At 72.3% G+C, this 16,999-nt stretch carries 17 protein-coding genes and 1 tRNA gene; 5 read left to right on the top strand and 13 right to left on the bottom strand.

Annotation, left to right across the window (positions count from 1 at the left end; all coding sequences use genetic code 11):
- The first annotated feature begins 3 nt into the window (after positions 1–3).
- From ACFY3I_RS24135 to ACFY3I_RS24145, 3 genes are all read left to right on the top strand, one after another.
- A complete protein-coding gene (locus ACFY3I_RS24135) occupies positions 4–1,557 on the top strand; it encodes a glycosyltransferase (RefSeq protein ID WP_390862566.1) in 1,554 nt (517 codons plus the stop codon).
- Complete coding sequence (locus tag ACFY3I_RS24140; protein WP_390862568.1) at positions 1,554–3,821, top strand: glycosyltransferase family 39 protein; 2,268 nt, start codon at positions 1,554–1,556, stop codon at positions 3,819–3,821. The genes ACFY3I_RS24135 and ACFY3I_RS24140 overlap by 4 nt, the downstream gene beginning before the upstream one ends.
- A gap of 242 nt (positions 3,822–4,063) precedes the next feature.
- Positions 4,064–4,798: a TetR/AcrR family transcriptional regulator gene (locus ACFY3I_RS24145; RefSeq protein ID WP_365285970.1), complete on the top strand. Its 735-nt coding sequence runs from the start codon at positions 4,064–4,066 to the stop codon at positions 4,796–4,798.
- Between the two features lie 89 nt (positions 4,799–4,887).
- Here the strand turns inward: ACFY3I_RS24145 and ACFY3I_RS24150 are convergent, their stop codons facing one another.
- From ACFY3I_RS24150 to ACFY3I_RS24165, 4 genes are all read right to left on the bottom strand, one after another.
- Positions 4,888–5,361, bottom strand: a complete 474-nt coding sequence (locus ACFY3I_RS24150; RefSeq protein WP_365285628.1) for a PPOX class F420-dependent oxidoreductase — start codon at positions 5,359–5,361, stop codon at positions 4,888–4,890.
- Positions 5,362–5,420: 59 nt separating this feature from the next.
- Positions 5,421–6,242 carry a YceI family protein gene (locus ACFY3I_RS24155; RefSeq protein WP_365285626.1) on the bottom strand — a complete coding sequence of 274 codons (822 nt, stop codon included), beginning with the start codon at positions 6,240–6,242 and terminating at the stop codon, positions 5,421–5,423.
- Positions 6,243–6,353: 111 nt separating this feature from the next.
- Complete coding sequence (locus ACFY3I_RS24160; protein ID WP_390862570.1) at positions 6,354–8,897, bottom strand: MFS transporter; 2,544 nt, start codon at positions 8,895–8,897, stop codon at positions 6,354–6,356.
- 19 nt (positions 8,898–8,916) lie between these two features.
- Complete coding sequence (locus ACFY3I_RS24165) at positions 8,917–9,510, bottom strand: MarR family winged helix-turn-helix transcriptional regulator (protein ID WP_390862572.1); 594 nt, start codon at positions 9,508–9,510, stop codon at positions 8,917–8,919.
- 194 nt (positions 9,511–9,704) lie between these two features.
- On the opposite strand from ACFY3I_RS24165, the gene ACFY3I_RS24170 reads away from it, so the two are divergent.
- Positions 9,705–9,911 carry a hypothetical protein gene (locus tag ACFY3I_RS24170; RefSeq protein ID WP_365285620.1) on the top strand — a complete coding sequence of 69 codons (207 nt, stop codon included), beginning with the start codon at positions 9,705–9,707 and terminating at the stop codon, positions 9,909–9,911.
- 142 nt (positions 9,912–10,053) lie between these two features.
- On the opposite strand, the gene ACFY3I_RS24175 is transcribed toward ACFY3I_RS24170, so the two are convergent.
- The 9 genes from ACFY3I_RS24175 to ACFY3I_RS24215 form a co-directional block, all read right to left on the bottom strand.
- Positions 10,054–10,296, bottom strand: a complete 243-nt coding sequence (locus ACFY3I_RS24175) for a hypothetical protein (RefSeq protein WP_365285618.1) — start codon at positions 10,294–10,296, stop codon at positions 10,054–10,056.
- A gap of 599 nt (positions 10,297–10,895) precedes the next feature.
- Positions 10,896–11,822, bottom strand: a complete 927-nt coding sequence (locus ACFY3I_RS24180; protein WP_365285616.1) for an RNA polymerase sigma factor SigF — start codon at positions 11,820–11,822, stop codon at positions 10,896–10,898.
- A 548-nt stretch (positions 11,823–12,370) separates the two neighbouring features.
- Entirely contained in the window at positions 12,371–13,252 is an 882-nt protein-coding gene (locus tag ACFY3I_RS24185) for an RNA polymerase sigma factor SigF (RefSeq protein WP_365285968.1), read from the bottom strand.
- Between the two features lie 204 nt (positions 13,253–13,456).
- Positions 13,457–13,750 carry a Dabb family protein gene (locus tag ACFY3I_RS24190; RefSeq protein ID WP_390862575.1) on the bottom strand — a complete coding sequence of 98 codons (294 nt, stop codon included), beginning with the start codon at positions 13,748–13,750 and terminating at the stop codon, positions 13,457–13,459.
- A gap of 22 nt (positions 13,751–13,772) precedes the next feature.
- On the bottom strand, positions 13,773–13,943 hold the full coding sequence (locus ACFY3I_RS24195; protein ID WP_390862726.1) for a hypothetical protein: 171 nt from the start codon (positions 13,941–13,943) through the stop codon (positions 13,773–13,775).
- A 224-nt stretch (positions 13,944–14,167) separates the two neighbouring features.
- A tRNA-Ser gene (locus ACFY3I_RS24200) sits at positions 14,168–14,252 on the bottom strand.
- 273 nt (positions 14,253–14,525) lie between these two features.
- Entirely contained in the window at positions 14,526–14,957 is a 432-nt protein-coding gene (tadA, locus tag ACFY3I_RS24205; RefSeq protein WP_365285610.1) for a tRNA adenosine(34) deaminase TadA, read from the bottom strand.
- Positions 14,958–15,013: 56 nt separating this feature from the next.
- Complete coding sequence (locus ACFY3I_RS24210) at positions 15,014–15,541, bottom strand: hypothetical protein (protein WP_365285608.1); 528 nt, start codon at positions 15,539–15,541, stop codon at positions 15,014–15,016.
- A gap of 360 nt (positions 15,542–15,901) precedes the next feature.
- Entirely contained in the window at positions 15,902–16,108 is a 207-nt protein-coding gene (locus ACFY3I_RS24215; protein ID WP_365285606.1) for a hypothetical protein, read from the bottom strand.
- Between the two features lie 116 nt (positions 16,109–16,224).
- Here ACFY3I_RS24215 and upp point away from each other — a divergent pair, with 116 nt between their 5' ends.
- Positions 16,225–16,860, top strand: coding sequence for a uracil phosphoribosyltransferase (gene upp, locus ACFY3I_RS24220; RefSeq protein WP_365285604.1), 636 nt, complete (start codon positions 16,225–16,227; stop codon positions 16,858–16,860).
- Positions 16,861–16,999 lie beyond the last annotated feature (139 nt).

The following is a 16,999-nucleotide window of genomic DNA, read 5'->3' on the forward strand; positions in this document are numbered from 1 at the left end:
CCCATGCGAACCGACTCTTCTCCCGGCAGTCTGCCGGCGCGGGAGCACCTCCCGGCCACCGACGCCGGTACGCCTGTCCTGGACGTAGTGATCCCCGTCTACAACGAGGAGAAGGACCTCGGCCCGTGCGTCGTCAGACTGCACGACCACCTCGAGCGGACCTTCCCGTACGCGTTCCGCATCACCGTCGCCGACAACGCGTCCACGGACTCCACTCCACAGGTGGCGCGGCGCCTGGCGGCGGAGATCGCCGAGGTGAGGTCGTTCCGGCTGGAGCAGAAGGGCCGCGGCCGCGCGCTGCGGACCGTCTGGTCGGCCTCGGACGCGCCGGTCCTCGCCTACATGGACGTGGACCTGTCGACCGACCTGAACGCGCTGCTGCCCCTGGTGGCCCCGCTGATCTCCGGCCACTCCGACCTGGCGATCGGTTCCCGGCTGGCACGCTCCTCGCGCGTGGTGCGCGGCGCCAAGCGGGAGTTCATCAGCCGCTCGTACAACCTGATCCTGCGCGGTTCGCTGCAGGCCCGCTTCTCGGACGCCCAGTGCGGTTTCAAGGCGATCCGGCACGATGTCGCGCAGGCGCTGCTGCCGATGGTCGAGGACACCGGCTGGTTCTTCGACACCGAGATGCTGGTGATCGCCGAGCGGGCCGGCCTGCGCATCCACGAGGTACCGGTGGACTGGGTCGACGACCCGGACTCGACCGTGCACATCGTGCGGACGGCCACCGACGACCTCAGGGGGGTGTGGCGGGTCGGCAAGGCACTGGCCACCGGTTCGCTGCCGCTGGACCGGATCGCCCGCCCGTTCGGCGACGACCCGCGCGACCGCGACATCCAGGACGTGCCGAAGGGACTGGCCCGCCAACTCGTCGGCTTCTGCGTGGTGGGCGCCCTGTCGACGCTCTTCTACCTCCTGCTCTACGGCCTCTTCCGGCAGTTCGCCGGGTCGCAGGCCGCGAACGCGCTCGCGCTGCTGGTGTCGGCCGTCGCCAACACGGCCGCCAACCGGCGCCTGACCTTCGGGGTGCGCGGCCGGGGCGGGGCGGTCCGGCACCAGGCGCAGGGCCTGGTCGTGTTCGGCATCGGCCTGGCGCTGACCAGCGGTTCGCTCGCCGCCCTGAACGCGGCGAGCACCGGCCCCGCGCACTCCACCGAGCTCGCGGTGCTGGTCGCCGCCAACCTGGCCGCGACCGTGCTGCGCTTCCTGCTCTTCCGCGCCTGGGTCTTCCCGGACCTCGACGGCGGACGGGAGGCGCCGTCCACGGTGGTGGCCTCGCACGGTCCGTCGTCGCCGACGACGTACGCCACGGCCCCCGGCGGTCACCGGCCGCAGAACCGGCTCCCGTCGGGCCCGCTCGCGCCTGACCGGCTCCCGCAGGGCCCGCTCGCGCCCGACCCGCTTCCGCAGCGCCCGGCGCACCGGCCGAGCGTCCGGGGCGGCACCACGACCACCCGACTCCGCGCCGGCGAAGCAGCGGACGACACCTGGGGGGAGGCCACCGTGCGGTCGTGGCCGGTGCGCCCCCACGACACCGATCCGGGGGACCCCCGATGAGCAGCACCCACACCGGCCGTACGACTGGTCGTGGCCCGGCCTCCGAGGCTCCCCCGGCGCCCGCGCCGGACGTCCTGGCCGCGCCGGCGCCGCAGTCGGGCCCGGCCGAGCCCGGGCAGCCCCTCGCCCGCAGACTGTGGCGCGGCCGCCCCGAGGACCCCCGCTGGGCCCGCCCGGCCTTCCTCGGCCTGCTGCTCGCCACCGCGGTGCTCTACTTCTACGACCTGAGCGCGAACGGCTGGTCCAACTCCTTCTACTCGGCCACCGTCCAGGCCGGCACCAAGAGCTGGAAGGCGATGTTCTTCGGCTCGCTGGACGCGGGCAACGCGATCACCGTCGACAAGCCCTCGGCGTTCCTGTGGCCGATGGAGATCGCGGCCCGCCTCTTCGGTCTGAACTCCTGGACGATCCTCGGCCCCGAGGTCCTCATGGGCGTCGGCACGGTGGCGGTCGTGTACGCCTCGGTGCGCCGCCGGTTCGGTCCCGCGGCCGGTCTGATCGCGGGCGCCGTGCTCGCGCTCACCCCGGTCGCGGCGCTGATGTTCCGGTTCGACAACCCGGACGCGATGCTGGCCCTGCTGATGGCGCTGGCCTGCTACCTCGTCGTCCGCGCGGTCGAGGACGGCCGGACGGGGTGGCTGGTGTGGGCGGGCGTGGCGATCGGTCTCGCCTTCCTCGCCAAGACCCTGCAGGCCTTCCTGATCCTGCCGGCGCTCGCCTTCGTGTACGCGGCCGTCGGCCCGCACACCTGGAAGAGGCGGATCGGCCAGCTCGCCCTCGCGACCGGTGCCCTGATCGTCTCGGCCGGCTGGTGGGTGGCGGTCGTCGAGCTGTGGCCTGCCTCCTCCCGCCCCTACATCGGCGGTTCGCAGGACAACAGCTTCCTGTCACTGACCTTCGGCTACAACGGGTTCGGCCGTCTCAGCGGCGACGAGACGGGCAGCGTCGGCGGCGGTGGCGGCGGCACCGGTTCCGGGCAGTGGGGTGCCACCGGCTGGGACCGGATGTTCGACTCCGAGACCGGCGGTCAGATCTCCTGGCTGCTCCCGGCCGCACTGATCCTGCTGGCCGCGGGCCTGGTGGCGACGCGCGGGCTGCGGCGGACCTCGGTGACACGGGCCTCTTTCCTGGTGTGGGGCGGCTCGCTGGTGATCACCATGGTGGTCTTCAGCTACATGGCGGGCATCTTCCACCAGTACTACACGGTCGCCCTCGCCCCCTACCTCGCCGCCGTGACCGGCATGGGCGCGGGACTGCTGTGGGAGCGGCGCGCCGAGCCGTGGGCGTCGGTCACCCTGGCCGCCGCCGTCGTCTCGGCCGCGGTCTGGGGCTACGTGCTCCTCGACCGCACCTCCGCCTACCTGCCCTGGCTGAAGTGGCTGGTCCTGGTCGGCGGTCTGACGGCCGCGCTCGGCCTGGTCCTCGCGGGCCGGATCGGCCGCCGGCTCGCCCTCGGGGCGGCGGCGGTGGGCCTGGTGGCCGCGCTGGCGGGCCCGACGGCGTACACCCTCAGCACGGTGAGCACCGCGCACACCGGCTCCATCCCGACGGCCGGTCCGGCGGGCGCGAGCATGATGGGATTCGGCGCGGGCGGCGGTCCCGGCGGCGGCCGTGGCGGCCTCGGTGGTGGCCTCGGCGGTGGTGGCTTCGGCCGCAACCAGCAGGGCCAGCAGAACCAGCAGGGCCGGCAGGGCCCGCAGGGCCAGAACCAGCAGGGCCAGAACGGCTTCCCGGGCGGCGGCACCGGCACCGGCGGCTTCCCCGGCGGCGGCATGCCGGGCGGCCAGAGCCAGAACGGCAACGGCAACGGCGGCACGCAGAACGGCAACGGGTTCCCCGGCGGCCGGACGGGTGAGGGCGGCGGCATGGCCGGCGGCGGTGGCGTCGGCGGCCTGCTGAACGGCGCGACCGTCAGCTCCGAGGCCAAGGAGCTGCTGGAGCAGGACGCGTCCCGGTACACCTGGGTCGCGGCGGCCGTCGGCGCCCAGAACGCGGCGAGCTACCAGTTGGCCACCGGCGACGCGGTGATGGCGATCGGCGGCTTCAACGGCACCGACCCGTCCCCGACGGCGGCTCAGTTCAAGGAGTACGTGGCGGCCGGGAAGATCCACTACTTCGTCTCCTCCGGCACCGGCGGCGGCATGGGAGGCGGCAGCGGCGGCACGTCGTCGCAGATCACCGCATGGGTCGAGAAGAACTACAAGAAGGTGACGGTCGGAACGTCGACCTTCTACGACCTGACGCGGAAGACGAGCGGCGGCTGACGAGCGCCCGACCGGCGCGGGCTGCCGGGTCGGGCGGCGGGTTCGTGACGGCGGCACCTTTTCGCGGGGCGGGGAGGAATGCCACGCGAGGCGGCTGGGCACGGGTGGGGTGGCGGGGCGCCGGTTGTGAGCGGCCGGTCGCGCCCACCCGGCGAGGCCGCGCACCGGGCACAGTCCCCCGCTCCCGAAGGGGCGTTGCGGCCGTAGCATCGTCGGAGGTGATCGTCGTGGAGGAGGCCGTGATGGCGCGGGCCAGTGTGTGGCTGGGGGAGAAGGCCCGCAAGGGCGCCCGTAGCGGTCAGCCGTCGGGTCTGGACCGGTCCCGCATCACCTCCGTCACCGTCCGGCTGCTGGACTCCGACGGGCTCGACAAGTTCTCCATGCGGCGGCTGGCGGCCGAACTCCACGTGACCGCCATGTCCGTGTACTGGTACGTCGACACCAAGGACGACCTGCTGGAACTGGCCCTCGACGCGGCCTTCGGCGAACTGCGCCTGCCGGAGGCGGCCGAGGGCGACTGGCGGGAGCAACTGCGGGCGCTGGCCACGGAGTACCGGGCGCTGCTGGTCCGCCACCCCTGGCTCTCCCCGCTGGCCGGCCGTTACCTCAACATCGGCCCGCACTCGCTGGCGTTCTCCCGGACCGTCCAGCAGGTGGTCCGCCGCGCCGGCCTGCCCGCGCACGGGGTGACCGGCGCGATCTCGGCCGTCTTCCAGTTCGTCTACGGCTACGGGACGATCGAGGGGCACTTCGCCGAGCGGGTGGCGGCGGCCGGCATGACGGCGGACGAGTACTTCGACACCGCGATGACCGCGGTGACCGAGACCCCGCGCACGGCCGCCATCGTCGAGGAGTCGGCGGACCTCATGGCGGCCAGGGGCGGCGACACGGTCGCCGAGATGCTCGACCGGGACTTCGCCTTCGCCCTGGACCTGCTGATCGCGGGCATCGAGGCCAAGGTGAGTCGCCCCGTCTAGGGCCACCGTGTCCCGTCTGCGGCTCGGCCGCGCGGGCGCGACCAGCCGGGACGGACCGGCAGTCGCGCACGCGCCACGCTCTCTCCCTCTCAGGCCTCGGGCGCGGCCAGTCGCGCCGGGAAGCCGCCGGTGGCGACCGGCCCCCACGACGCCGGAGTGATCCGGATGATCGACTTGCCCTGCTTGAGCATCGCCGCCCGGTACTCGTCCCAGTCCGGGTGCTCCCCGGCGATGTTCCGGTAGTACTCGACCAGCGGCTCCACCGACTCCGGCGAGTCGACGACCTCGGCGGTGCCGTCGATCTGGACCCAGGGTCCGTTCCAGTCGTCGCTGAGGACGATCACGCTCACCCGCTCGTCCCGCTTGGCGTTGCGGGTCTTGGCCCGCTCGGGGTACGTGGAGGCCACGATCCGGCCGGAGTCGTCGACCCCGCAGGTCAGCGGCGACCCCTGGGGGCCGCCGTCGGCGCGGCGGGTGAGCAGGATCGCGCGGTGGCGGGGCCGTACGAAGTCCAGCAGTTCGTCGAGGGAGACGGCGGTGTTCGTCGCGATGTTCGGTGCCATGCCGTCAGCCTAGGGGGACCCGACCCGCCTCGCCCGGTCACTGCCTGTCCCTGTCGGTCCTACGCCTGGGGCAGGGACTCGCCCTGGACCGCCTGGATCTCGAGCTCGACCTTGAGGGTGGTGCCGATGGCCGCGATGCCGGCCTGGACGACCTGGTTGTAGTTCATCGCGAAGTCCTCGCGGTGCAGCTCGGCCGTGGCGCGGAACGCGGCCCGGGTGCCGCCCCAGGGGTCGGCGCCGGTGCCGAGGTAGGCGAGGTGCAGGTCGACGGGGCGTACCACTCCGCGCATGGCCAGTTCGCCGTGGACCGTCCAGCGGTCGGATCCGGCGACCGTGAGGCCCGTCGAGGTGTAGGTGAGCTCGGGGAAGCGTTCGACGTCCAGGAAGTCGGCGGAGCGCAGGTGCGTGTCGCGCATGCCGTTGCCGGTGTCGATGGAGGCGGCCCGGATGACGGCCTGGACACGGGACTTGGTGACGTCGTCGGGGGCGATCTCGATGGCCGCGGTGAAGTCCGTGAAGCGGCCGCGGACGCTGGAGATGCCCAGGTGCTGGGCGACCGCGGCGACGGTGGAGTGCGCCGGGTCGGCGGTCCACGGGCCGGGCGGCGGAAGCTCGGTGCCGCCCTGCCGGGCCAGCGTGACCTTGCCGATCTCGGCCCGGCCGCTGGCGGTGACGATGGCGCTGGAGGCGGCGGGCGCGTAGCCCACGGCGGTGACGATGACGGTGTACGCCCCGGGCGCGAGCGGGTTCGGGTCCCGCACCGTGCCCTCCTCGTCCGCCTCGACGCGCAGCACCTGGGTGCCGGTCATGTCGGTCACCGTGACGACCGCGTGCGACACGGCCCATCCGTCCCGGGTGCGGATCCTGGCGGTGAGTCCCATCCCGAATTCTCCCTGAAAACCGATCTAGAGGAGCGAAAAGCCCTATAAATTGCGCAGATTGTGACGGCCCGGGGCAGTCGATGCACCATCGCTGCCCCGGGCCGGGGTGAACTACTCGCCGGGGTGGGAGAGTTCGATGTCGTGCCCGTCGACACCGGCGCCGGTGACGTTCAGGGCGGTGGCGACCGGCGGGTAGCCCGTCGCGATCACGGTGTAGTCGCCGCCGTCCAGGTCGGCGAAGGCGTACGCGCCGTCCAGGCCGGTGGTGGAGGTGCCGACCACGTTGCCGGCCGCGTCCACGAGGGTGACGCGGGCGTCGGCCAGCGGCCCGTGCGGGGCCCGTACGACACCCTGGAGCTGGGCTCCGGCGTCCAGGTCGACCTCGATCCGGGTGACACCGGTGGTGCCGATCTGGACCGGCAGGGCGCGCGGGCGGTACCCGGCCGCGTTCACCGCGACCGTCACCACGCCCGGCACCAGGTCGCCGAAGACGAACTGGCCCTGCTCGCCGGTGGCCGCGGTGGCCAGCAGGTCGCCGCGCACGTCGGTGACGATCACCATCGCGTCCTTGACCGGCAGCGCGCTGTTCGTGCCGCGCACCACACCGCTGAGCCCGCTGGTGCCGCTGAGCAGGATGTCGTACGACAGCGGCTCCTCGCCCACCAGGACGGTGGAGGCCTGCGGCTGGTAGCCGTCGGCGGAGGCGATCAGCACGTACGAGCCCGCGCCGGGGGCGTCCAGGCGGTACGACCCGTCGTAACCCGCGACCGCGCGGCCCAGCTGGCGGCCGGAGAGCGAGATGAGGGTGACCGCGGCCTGGGCGACCGGGGCGCTCTCGGCGCCGCGCACGAATCCGTGCACCGGGGTGCCGGAGCCCGCCGACTGCTCGGGGGCGGCGATGGTCGCCACGGCGGCGAACTGCCGGGTGGCCTCCGTGCCGGCGTCCGTGGTGCTGTCGACGACCGGGGCGGCCCAGCTGGGGACCGTCTCCTCGGCGGCGGCGGCCGGGACGGGGGCGGCGGCTGCGGCCGGAGCGGCCTCGATGCCCTGCTCCGCGGCGGCGGCCTGGGCGAGCGCGCCCTTGGTCCTCAAGGGGACCTCCTTGATGAACAGCGTGATCAGGAACGCGAGGGCCGCGAGGCAGCCGGCGATCAGGAAGACGTCGGCGATGCCGTGGCCGTAGGCGCTCTGGAAGAGGATGCGCAGCGGGGCCGGCAGTGCGCCGAGGTCCGGGAGGCTGTCGCTGGACGAGCTGGAACCCGCCAGGGCGGCCTGGTACTTGTGCGGGAGGTCGGCGGCGCCCTGGGTCACGTAGTGCGTGATCCGGTGGGCCATGACCGCGCCCAGCGCGGAGACGCCGACGGCACCGCCGAGGGACCGGAAGAAGGTGACCGTGGAGCTGGCGGAGCCGAGGTCGGAGGGCTCGACCTGGTTCTGCGTGCAGAGCACCAGGTTCTGCATCATCATGCCGATGCCGAGACCCAGCAGCGCCATGAAGATGGCCATCTTCCAGTACGCCGTGTCGTACCGGATGGTGCCGAGCAGGCCGAGGCCGGCCGTCACGAGCACGCCACCGCTGACCAGCCAGGCCTTCCAGCGGCCGGTGCGGGTGATGAACTGCCCGGAGACGGTGGAGGAGACGAACAGGCCGCCGATCATCGGGATCGTCAGCACGCCGGACATCGTCGGGGACTCGTCGCGGGCCAGCTGGAAGTACTGGCTGAAGAAGACCGTGCCGGTGAACATCGCGACACCGACGAACAGGGAGGCCAGCGAGGCCAGGGTGATGGTCCGGTTGCGGAACAGCCGCAGCGGGATGATCGGCTCCTTGGCCTTCGACTCGATGAGCACGAAGATCAGGCCGAGGACGATCGAACCGCCGACCATCGCGTACGTCTGCCAGGAGATCCAGTCGTACTTGTCACCGGCGAAGGTGACCCAGAGCAGCAGCACCGAGACGGCGGCGGCGACGAAGAACGCGCCGGACCAGTCGACCTTGACGTCCCGCTTCACCACGGGCAGGTGCAGGGTCTTCTGCAGCACGATCAGCGCGACGACGGCGAAGGGGACGCCGACGTAGAAGCACCAGCGCCAGCCCAGCCACGAGGTGTCGGTGATGACACCGCCGAGCAGCGGGCCGCCGACGGTGGCGACGGCGAAGGTGGCGCCGAGGTAGCCGGAGTAACGGCCGCGCTCACGCGGCGAGATCATCGCGGCCATGACGATCTGGGCGAGCGCCGACAGGCCGCCGACGCCGATGCCCTGGACGACACGGCAGGCGATCAGCATGCCGGAGTTCTGCGACATGCCGGCGACCGCGGAGCCCAGGACGTAGATGACCAGGGCGATCTGGACGAGCGCCTTCTTGCTGTACAGGTCGGAGAGCTTGCCCCACAGCGGGGTGGTGGCGGTCATGGCCAGCAGCGAGGCGCTGACGACCCAGGTGTAGGCGGACTGGCCGCCGCCCAGGTCGCTGATGATGTGCGGCAGGGCGTTGGTGACGATCGTGGAGGACAGGATCGCGACGAACATGCCGAGCAGCAGCCCGGATATCGCTTCCATGATCTGCCGGTGCGTCATCGGGGCGTCCTGCTCGACGGAGCCTCCCCCGTGCCTTGCATGGGCCCGCACACCGGCTGGTGTGGTCGTTGCCATGGGCTTCCTTTTCTACGTCTTACGCGGGTGTACGGGTGGTCGGGTCGAATACGGGGGCGGTGGGCGCGCGGGCCGCGGAGGCGACCGTGGCCGCGACGGCGGCCTTCGGGGCCGCCGGGACCGGTTCGGCCGGGACCGTCGCGGCCGTGACCGTCGAGGTCGGCCGCGGATGGGTGATCGGGGTCCGGCAGTCGCCGAAGCTGTCCCGGAGCCGGGTCATCAGCCGGATCAGCTGGTCGACCTCCTCGTCGCTCCAGTCGCCCAGCCGTTCGGTGAGCAGTTCGGTGCTGCGCCGGGACAGGTCCTGCAGCGTCTCCACGCCCGCGGGCGTGAGGTGCAGGATGCGGGACCGCTTGTCCGCCGGATCCGGGGACCGCTCGATCCAGCCGCGTTCGGCGACGTGCGCCACGTGCCGGCTGGTCACGGACATGTCCACGGCGAGCAGCTCGGCGAGCTTGCTCATGCGCATGGATCCGAAGCGGCCGAGCAGCGTCAGCACGGCCGCGGAGCCGGCCGGGCATTCGTGCGGCAGGATCCGCGCGAGGTCCCGTTTCACGGCTCCGACGGCGCTGAGCTGACGTGCCAGCTCCTCGAACTGCGCCTGCTCCGCCATCACACCTCCCGTATTCGTTGCTTGGGGCAACCATAGAACCGCTTGGTTGCTACAGGCAAATAAGTGGGCCGACGGGCAGGCCAAAACTTGGCAAAGACAAGTATTGCGATCGTAAACACACAGGTGGGGCGACTTGTACTTCCGGGAGGCCCCCCACTTGGGCCGGACCACCGGATTCGCTAGTCTCTCGGCCCATGGCTAACACCCAGGGCCCCCAGGGCAACTACGACCCCGCCGGCAGCACCCAGATGTTCCGCGCGTTCGTCGACGAGGCCCCGCAGACCTCCCAGCAGACGGCGTCCCCCTCCTCCGCCTCCGGCGGCCCCCGCATCGGCCTGATCCTCGGCGTCGTCGCCGTGGTGGTCGTGGTCGCGGCGGTGGCCTGGCTGGCGCTCAAGTAGGCACCCGCCGCGCACCCGGCCCCACCGGCGGTACGAGGGGCGGGGTGGCGGCGCGACGAAGGAACCCGGGGTGTGCCGCCCCGGGCTTTCGTCGTGCCCTGCGGACCCGCCGGCCCGGCGGGGTTCCGTCCGGCGGTCCGGCTCAGCTCCAGTCGACGGACAGCACGCGGGTCTCGACGTGCATGCCCAGGGGCACCCGCCAGTCGTCCACGCAGACCGTCCAGGTGCCGCTCCTGTGCGAGCGGGGCGCGACGGGGGTCGGCACGGGCCGCGTCGACCTGATCGTCGCCCAGTCGATGCCCAGCAGGTCGACGATGTGCGTGCCGAGGGTGACCGTGCCGGAACGGACCGCCGTACCGCCCGAGTTGTCGAAGTCGACCGTCACCTTCTCGCACCACCGCCGGTCCGTGGACTCGCGGGTGGGCGCGCTCCAGGTGAGGACGGCGGGCGAGGTGCCGGCGGGTGCCGTGGCGGACGGCGACGTGGCCGGGCGCGAAGTGGCCGTCGACCGCGGCGGGTTCGGTGTCCGCGGTGCGGACCGCCCGTCCCCGGTGCCTGTGCCCCGCCCGGTGCTTTTGCCTGTGCCTGTGCCTGTACCTGCGCCGTCCCCGCCGGAGGAGCCGGGCGGCGATGTCGGGGCCGGGCCCGCGGGTCCTGCCGGTTCGGCCGCCGCGGTCGCGGAGTCCGTTCCGGCGGAGGGCGGCCCGTGCGACGTCCCCGCGGGGGAGCCGTCCAGCGGGACCAGCGTCACCGATCCCGTGGGCGCCGGCGATCCCCCGGGCACCCCCGAAGGCCCCGCGGCGGCACCCACCGCGGTGTAGCCGCCGCCCCCGCCTCCGCACGCCGTGAGCGTGCAGGCCAGGCAGCACAGGGCGGCCGCCGACGCTGCCGTGACAGCGGCTCGGCGGCCACTCGGTGTGCTACGGGTAGGCATCGCGCCAGTGTGACTGACGCTCCGTCAGTTAGGAACCCGTCGGTACCGGTTCAGTCCGCGATCAGGCCCTCGCGGAGCTGGGCCAGGGTGCGGGTCAGCAGGCGGGAGACGTGCATCTGGGAGATGCCGACCTCGTCGCCGATCTGCGACTGGGTCATGTTCGCGAAGAAGCGGAGCATGATGATCCGGCGCTCGCGGGGCGGCAGCTTGGCCAGCAGCGGCTTCAGCGACTCGCGGTACTCGACCCCCTCCAGGGCCGTGTCCTCGTAGCCGAGGCGGTCGGCCAGCGAGCCCTCGCCGCCGTCGTCCTCGGGGGCCGGGGAGTCCAGGGAGGAGGCGGTGTACGCGTTGCCGACGGCCAGGCCGTCGACCACGTCCTCCTCGGACACGCCCAGTACGGCGGCCAGTTCGGTCACCGTCGGGGAGCGGTCCAGCTTCTGGGATAGCTCGTCGCTGGCCTTGGTGAGGGCCAGCCGCAGCTCCTGGAGGCGGCGCGGGACGCGGACCGACCAGGAGGTGTCGCGGAAGAACCGCTTGATCTCACCGACGACCGTCGGCATCGCGAACGTAGGGAACTCCACGCCCCGTTCGCAGTCGAAGCGGTCGATCGCCTTGATCAGGCCGATGGTGCCGACCTGGACGATGTCCTCCATCGGCTCGTTGCGGCTGCGGAAGCGGGCTGCCGCGTAGCGCACGAGGGGGAGGTTCAGCTCGATCAGGGTGTCCCGGACGTAGGCACGCTCGGGGCTGTCCTCGTCGAGCGCGGCAAGGCGCAGGAACAGGGAGCGGGACAGGGTGCGGGTGTCGAGGTTCTCCGAGACCACCGGGACTTCCGGGGTCGGAGGGGCCTCCAGCGCCGGAGCGCCTTCGATGGCGCCATCGATGCTGTCGAGCACGTCGATGGCGTCGAGCTCCTTGGGCGCTGCCTCGCTCATCGTGGGCGTAAGCACCTTCGAGCTGCCCTGGTCTGCGGACATGCCACCCCCTTTGGGTCGCGGGACGGTCGCGGCGACGCCCCTCACGAGGAACGGCGCCTTCACCTGAATACCGGAGCCGGAGCCCCGGCAAACGCGCTTCCCGCAGAATGTCACATGTCGGCAACACGCTGTAGTGACATGTCGACATGTGAAATGTGAATCCGCCCTGGATGCAAGGGGTCTGACGCTATTTCGCCCCCAGGCTGTCGGGAAATGTGCTGGTGAGCGATTCGCTCGCGACGGTGATGGCTCGATCCTGCTTGCGGTTACGGCCGCACCAAGTCGACCGAAGCGTGTCTCGGGCCGGTAACGAGTGCCTCCGCGGGCGCTGCGCCGGTGCGTGCGGCGGCCCGTGCGACGGCGCGTGCGACGGCGCGTCGGCGGTGTGGCGGGCTCCCGAGGGGCCCCGCCGGGCGGTGCGGGAGGGCCGGGAGGGCTGCCGAGAGGGCCGTGAGGGGCCCGGCGAAGGGGCTCCGGGCGAGGCTCGGGGGACCGGCGGCGTAGGGGGCCGGTGGCTCGGGGGACCGGCGGCTCAGGGAGCCGGTGGCTCAGGCCTCGATGCGGTTCGCCGAGCGCAGGCGCTGGAAGCTGCGGGCCAGCAGACGGGAGACGTGCATCTGGGAGACGCCCAGTTCCGCGCTGATCTGCGACTGGGTGAGGTTGCTGTAGTAGCGCAGCAGGAGGATCCGCTGCTCCCGCTCCGGGAGCTGGACCAGCAGGTGGCGGACCAGGTCGCGGTGTTCCACGCCGTCCAGGGCCGGGTCCTCGTAGCCGATGCGGTCCAGCAGGCCCGGCAGGCCGTCGCCCTCCTGGGCGGCCTCCAGGGAGGTCGCGTGGTACGAGCGGCCGGCCTCGATGCAGGACAGCACCTCCTCCTCGCTGATCCGCAGCCGTTCGGCGATCTCGGCGGTGGAGGGCGAGCGCCCGAAGGCGGTGGTGAGGTCCTCGGTCGCGCTGTTCACCTGGACCCACAGCTCGTGCAGCCGCCGCGGGACGTGCACGGTGCGCACGTTGTCCCGGAAGTAGCGCTTGATCTCGCCGACGACGGTCGGCATCGCGAAGGTCGGGAACTGCACGCCCCGGTCCGGGTCGAAACGGTCGATGGCGTTGATCAGCCCGATGGTGCCGACCTGGACGACGTCCTCCATCGGCTCGTTTCGGGAGCGGAAGCGGGCGGCCGCGTAGCGCACGAGCGGGAGGTTCGCCTCGATGAGCGCCGCCCGCACCCGGTTGTGCTCGGCCGTGCCCGGCCTGAGGTCCTTCAGCTGCCCGAAGAGCACCTGGGTGAGTGCCCGGGTGTCGGCACCCCGCCGCTTCTCCGGGGGCGGCGCGGGCGCCTGGGCCGGGGGCTGGGCGGTGGGGGGAGCAGTGGGGGGAGCGGGGGCGGGCGCCTCTTCCTGGGGCGGCGCAGAACTGGCCGACACGGTCAACGCCACCTCTTCATCGGTCAATCATCCGTCAAAAGCGGTCATAGCATCACAAGACATGTGCACCATGCGCAAGCACCCCATAGCGTCGTGTTGAGGGTGAAAGTTGGTCAGTTGGGGCATAAGAACCAGAAGGCCCCCCGCCGTTCCCGGCGGAGGGCCTGTCTCCGGAAGGTGCCGTAGGGCCGCGGCGGGGCGCGGGGCGGCTCAGAACTCGTAGTCGGCGATCACCCACGTGGCGAACTCCCGCCACTGCGCGGCGGCCGCCTGGTGGTCCGGGTGCTCCAGGTACCGCTTCAGCGCGTCCGCGTCCTCGACGGCCGAGTTGATCGCGAAGTCGTGGGCGATGGGGCGATCGGTGATGTTCCAGCCGCACTCCCAGAAGCGCAGCTCCTCGATCCGGCCGCCGAGCGCCTCGAAGGCGGCGGCGCCCGCGACGGCCCGCGGGTCGTCGCGCCCCACGCCCTCGTCGAGTTTGAAGAGGACCAGGTGGCGGATCATGGTTGCTCCCAGGGGTGGTGCGCTATTTGGCTCCGTTGACGAGCCAGGTCATGAACGTTCCGACGGCCTTGGCCGCGTCCGAGATGCCCTCGAATCCTATCTGGACGTAATCGGCCGCTTTGGCCGGGTCTGTGATGATCACGTAGAGCGCGAAGACCACGAGCACGTACGTGGCGATCTTCTTGGCATTCACCGCCACCGCGGCCTCCCCTGTGCCTGCCTCTGCCGGCGTGTCTGCGTAGCCTGTGGACCCTGCTGCCGGCCGCGAGTGTAACCTTCACGCCCCCCTGGCGGACCAACGGCCCGCTGGTCCCAGCCCGTTGCCGGGTTCGGGGGCGTGAAAGGGGCGCGCGACGGGCCGTGCGCCCGGCGGGGAATGCAGAAAGGGCCCCGTCTTTCGACGAGGCCCTTTTCCAGCGGTAGCGGAGGGATTTGAACCCTCGGTGACTTGCGCCACACTCGCTTTCGAGGCGAGCTCCTTCGGCCGCTCGGACACGCTACCGAGAGAGACCTTACAGCACGGGAGGCCGTGCTCCGAAATCGCTGTTCGCGGCCCCTGGAGAGGCACCGGGAGCCGTCCCGGGGTGTCCCAGGGGGTACGCCGGTGGGGTGTCCCGGGCGGTGTCCGCGGCGGTGTCCCCGGCGGTGTCCCCGGGGTGGTTCCCAGGACGCCTTCGGGGGAGTCCTGGGGAGGTCCCGCAGCGGCCCCACGACGGCCCCACGATGGTCCTTCGACGGCCCCGCGACGGTCCTTCGACGGCCCTTTGGCGGTCTCTCAGCGGTCGCGGAAGAAGTCCGTGAGCAGCCCGGCGGATTCCTCGGCCAGGACGCCCTCGACGACCTCGGGGCGGTGGTTCAGGCGCCGGTCGCGCACGACGTCCCAGAGCGATCCGGCGGCCCCGGCCTTCTCGTCGCGGGCGCCGTAGACGACCCGGTCCACCCGGGACTGCACCAGGGCGCCCGCGCACATGGTGCAGGGCTCCAGGGTGACCACGAGGGTGCAGCCGGTGAGCCGCCACTCCCCGAGCGTCGCGGCGGCCCGGCGCAGCGCGAGGACCTCGGCGTGCGCCGTGGGGTCGCCGGTGGCCTCGCGCTCGTTGTGGCCGGCCGCCAGCACCGTCGTGCCGTCCGGGGACAGCACGACGGCGCCGACGGGGACGTCCCCGCCCCGGACGGCCTGTCCGGCCTCGTCCAGGGCGAGCCGCATCGCGGCCCGCCAGCGGTCGCGTACCGGGTCCGCGGACCCGGCTGCCTCGTGGGAGGTCAGCGGACGGTCTCCAGGACCTCGGCGGCGCCCAGCACCTCGGCGATCTCGCTGAGGGCGTCGTCGCTGAGTGAGAGCAGTTCCTTCGCGCTCACGCCCAGGTCGTCGAGGATCCCGCTGTCACCGACCGGACCGGACGGCACGGCGGACGTGTCGGAGTCCTCGTCGTCCTCGGCCTCCGGTTCACCGTCCTCGGTGCCGTCGAGGTCGAGGGCGTCCAGGTCGTCGTCCTCGTCCTTGGGCTCCCTTCCGAGCAGTTCGTCCGTGAGCAGGAGCTCGCCGTACGAGCTGCGGGCCGCGGCGGCAGCGTTGGAGACGAAGACCCGGGGGTCCTCCTCGCCGTCCACGCGTACGACGCCGAACCACGCGTCCTCCTGCTCGATGAAGACGAGCACCGTGTCGTCGGCGTCGGGCGCCGATTCCCTGGCCAGGTCGGCCAGGTCCGACAGGGTCTCCACATCGTCGAGCTCTGTGTCGCTCGCTTCCCACCCGTCTTCGGTGCGCGCGAGCAGTGCGGCGAAGTACACCGTGACTCTCCCACTGGTCTTAGGCGTGCCGGTTGGGGGTCCCCCCGGCGGAGGTCATGGGCGGGGAGAGCTGGGCTCCAGGCCCCACCCACTCGGAATCGTGGCAGAAACAAGGCGCTCAGGGGACGTCTTCGGCTCCCTGTGTCTGGCAGTTTTGATCGCACGTATGCAAAGAGGCATCCAGGTACCCGCGTGCGGAGCCACCAGCGCACTCGTTGCCGCCACCTGCGGATCGTACGCGGGTTTTCCCGCGGTCCACGCACGGCCTTGCCCGTGACGGACCGCAACGGGCCCCGGGCAGTGGATCTTTGCCGGAGGATCGGCCGTACGACCCTCGCCGTTCCCGCGGTCTTACGACTCCTACCAGCGGAACGTCCGCATGCGCATGGCGTGTCGCAGCCGGGCCGTCTTGACGCGGCGGGGCTGGACCCGGTCGCGCAGCGCCCTGGCCTCGGCGAGATCGCGCAGGAAGCGGGCGCGGCGGCGACGCCGTTCGGCTTCCGTCTCGCCCTCGGGCGCGCCGTACGCCCGGTCGGGCCACTCCTGCGGTTCAGTCTGATCAGACACGGTCACACCACCCCAGTCCGGTCACTCCCGCTTTCCCCCGGACGGGGGGTTTGATGCAGGCCGGGCCCCGGGCGGCCCCGCGCGAGGCGTGCGCGGGCGCGGTTACTGTTGTGGGCATGCGTCTCCACGTCGTCGACCACCCTCTGGTCGCCCACAAGCTCACCACCCTGCGCGACCAGCGCACCGACTCCGCGACGTTCCGGCGGCTCGCCGACGAACTGGTCACCCTGCTCGCCTACGAGGCGACGCGTGACGTGCGGACCGAGGCCGTCGACGTGCAGACGCCGGTCGCACGCACGACCGGCGTCAAGCTCGCCCGTCCCCGCCCGCTGGTGGTGCCGATCCTGCGGGCCGGGCTCGGCATGCTGGACGGCATGGTCCGGCTGCTGCCGACCGCCGAGGTGGGCTTCCTGGGCATGATCCGCAACGAGGAGACGCTCCAGGCGTCCACGTACGCCTCGCGGATGCCGGAGGACCTCTCCGGGCGCCAGGTGTACGTCCTGGACCCGATGCTGGCCACGGGCGGCACGCTGGTCGCGGCGATCCGTGAGCTGATCAGGAGGGGTGCGGACGACGTGACGGCGGTGGTGCTGCTGGCCGCGCCGGAGGGCGTCGAGGTCATGGAGCGGGAGCTGGCCGGGACGCCGGTCACGGTGGTCACGGCGGCCGTCGACGACCACCTCAACGAGCACGGGTACATCGTCCCGGGGCTGGGCGACGCGGGTGACCGCCTGTACGGGGCGGCCGAGTAGGGGCCGTTCGCGGTGGCGCGGTTCGCGGTGGTGCCGTGGGGGGTGCGGGTCGTGTGGCGGCGACCGGTCCGTCTGGGCCGGTCGCGCGGTTCCCCGCGCCCCTGAGGTTGGTTGGTGTGGGCCGGGGTGGAGGGTTCAC

It is taken from the genome of Streptomyces sp. NPDC001068, from assembly GCF_042897315.1.
In the GTDB taxonomy this organism is placed as follows: domain Bacteria; phylum Actinomycetota; class Actinomycetes; order Streptomycetales; family Streptomycetaceae; genus Streptomyces.